We start from the raw sequence: 2,407 nt of genomic DNA, 5'->3' as shown, positions 1-2,407 counted from the left end.
CAAGCGGTCGGTCCGCGCCTATGTCGACTGGCGCAGCGGCCAGCTGGACGTCGATCTGGTGATGCGGATCGAGACGATCAAAGGGAAGGCGGCCTGACCATGAGNATGAAGGATCTGGTCGCGCTGGGCGACAGGCTTCTGGACATCGACGAGGCCAAGTTCCGTCAGGTCGTCGATCTGCTGGAGCAGATGAACGACCATCCCGACATCCAGCGCACCATCGCCGTCATCCGCCCCCGTCTGGTCGAGTTGCGGCTGCACCGCCGGCCGACGCTGAAGCGCCTGTTCTGCGATCCGTTCGAGGATCTGTTCGAGGCGCTGGGCAAGGCCGACCCGGTGCCGCTGAGCGTGATCGAACGGTCGCTGATGAACAGCCTGTGGCCGCTGGTGGAAGCCGAAATCGGCAAGGAGCGGCTGCGCGCCTACCGCCCCGCCCTGCAGGACGGGCCGGAGCGCAAAATGCTGACCGAAGCCTTCTGGGCGGACTGCGCGGTCGCCGTTTCCAAGATCGCCGAGGGGGCGGTGGCCGGACATTTCAGCGAGCCGCTCGACCTGCGGGTGAACCCCGACCGCAAGCGGGCACTGGCCGACATCGCCACCATCCTGTCCATCGCGCCGGAGGTGACCGAACTGAAGGCGGCGCTGTCGCCCAAGCCGGTGCCGAAGCTGCATGGCGACCATGTCGAGGCGATCCAGAGCATTGGCCGGCGGCTGTCCCGCGCCCAGCCGAAGGCGGTGAAGATCTTCGTGCTGCTCGCCGCCTCGCGGCTGACCGACCCGTCGGTGCTGCTGAGCGGACTGTGGGACATGGATCTGGGTCAGAAGTCGGCCGACCGCGCCACCCTGTTCATGCAGTTGAGCGGCACCGTCGTCGCCCAGATCGAGGACCGCTCGCGCGTTTGGCAGAACACCCCCGCCAACGACCGCATGGCGGTGGCCGATCTGGCGCTCGACCTCGTCGCCAGCCTGGACGCCACCCGGTCGGCGATGGAGCTGAGCCGCAACAAGGAGTTCGACCAGCGCCTGAAGCAGGTCCGCAACTCGGTCCACGCCATGGTGAAGACCCAGGTGCTGCAGGATGCCGATGCCGGCATCGTCGCGGCCATCGGCTCGCTTGAGGGCGGCAGCGAGGGACGCGCCCAGCTGGCCCAGGCGGAAAACCATGCCCGCGCGCTGCGCAAATGTGCGACCATCGCGGATTCGCTGGGGTTGCGCGGCGAGCTGCGGGAGATGACGCAGAAGACCACCGCCTCGCTGACGGAAAAGGCGCAACAGGCATTGTCGGGTCCCGCCGGCAACGCGCGCACCGGCTATACCGCCATCCGCATGATCGAGCTGATTGCCGGACCGGCCGAAGCGAATAAGATCATGGACGGGATCATGAACGGCGGCCGGCGTTGAGTCTGCCGGCGCCTTGCGGTTCGGGGAGTTGGGCAATGGGTTCGGGATACACCGGGTGGGAACTGCCGGCGGAGGAGCGCGACCGCCTGCTGGCCCTGGTCCCGCCGCGCTATGAACGGCTGGTCGCCCACCATGTGACCCACAGCTCCGGCGTCGGCCCGCAGGAGCCGCTTCCCACCGCCACGCTGGGCGAGGTGATCGGCTGCGCCGACGACGGCGAGGGGGTGCAGGCCCTGGTCGTCGCCATCGACGGCACCGGCGACCGGCCGGACGGCTCGACCTACCACATCACCTGGTCGCTGGCGGAGGGGCGGCGGCCGGTGGAATCCAACGACGTCATCTACGACTATGGCTGGCGGCCGGTGGATCCGGTGACGGTCAGGCTGGTTCCCCGGTTCTTTGGGGGCTGAGGAAACGCCTTACGGCAACTCCGCCACATGGTGCCTTACGGCACCTCCGCCACCCCTTCGGCGGCGACTCCGCGCTTGAGGCGCTGTTCGCGGTAGACGATGAACAGGCCGCTGCCGATGATCAGCACGGCCCCCAAGCCCATCCGGGCAGTGGGCGCCGTGCCCCAGACGGCAAGGTCGAGGATCACCGCCCACAGGATCGACACATACTGGAACGGCACCACCACCGCGGCCGGACTGAGTTGCAGCGAACGGTTCATCATCGCATGGCCGGCCAACGCGGTGACGCCCAGCAGACCGAGCAGGAAGAAGCCGAGCCAGCCCGGCGCCTCCCAGCTCCAGGGCAGCGTCACCCCGCCGAGCAGCAGGCCGCCGACCATCTGGTTGGCGACCAGCGTCAGGCTGGAGGCCGACCGCAGGACGCGGGTCGAGATCACGCCGCTTGAGAAGATGAAGGCACCGAGCAGTGCCACCAGAGACGGCCAAAGATCGAAGCGGCCGGTCGGGTTCAGCACGATGACGACGCCGACGAAGCCGACCAGCACCGCTACCCAGCGGCGCCAGCCGACACTCTCCCGCAGCACCAGCACCGACAG

At 68.2% G+C, this 2,407-nt stretch carries 3 protein-coding genes; 2 read left to right on the top strand and 1 reads right to left on the bottom strand.

Annotation, left to right across the window (positions count from 1 at the left end; translation table 11 throughout):
* The first annotated feature begins 99 nt into the window (after positions 1-99).
* Both I71_RS12420 and I71_RS12415 read left to right on the top strand, forming a co-directional pair.
* Positions 100-1,401 (top strand): hypothetical protein, encoded by a 1,302-nt coding sequence (locus tag I71_RS12420; protein ID WP_042695169.1) that lies wholly within the window; start codon positions 100-102, stop codon positions 1,399-1,401.
* A gap of 35 nt (positions 1,402-1,436) precedes the next feature.
* On the top strand, positions 1,437-1,811 hold the full coding sequence (locus I71_RS12415) for a hypothetical protein (RefSeq protein ID WP_042695168.1): 375 nt from the start codon (positions 1,437-1,439) through the stop codon (positions 1,809-1,811).
* Positions 1,812-1,846: 35 nt separating this feature from the next.
* Here the strand turns inward: I71_RS12415 and I71_RS12410 are convergent.
* Positions 1,847-2,407, bottom strand: a 561-nt coding sequence (locus I71_RS12410) for a DMT family transporter (RefSeq protein WP_042695167.1), incomplete at its 5' end; no start/stop codon positions are given.

Source organism: Azospirillum sp. B506 (genome assembly GCF_000333595.1).
Classification (GTDB): domain Bacteria; phylum Pseudomonadota; class Alphaproteobacteria; order Azospirillales; family Azospirillaceae; genus Azospirillum.
Note: the sequence above shows the minus strand (reverse complement) of the source record. Positions and strands in the feature narration are given on the sequence as shown.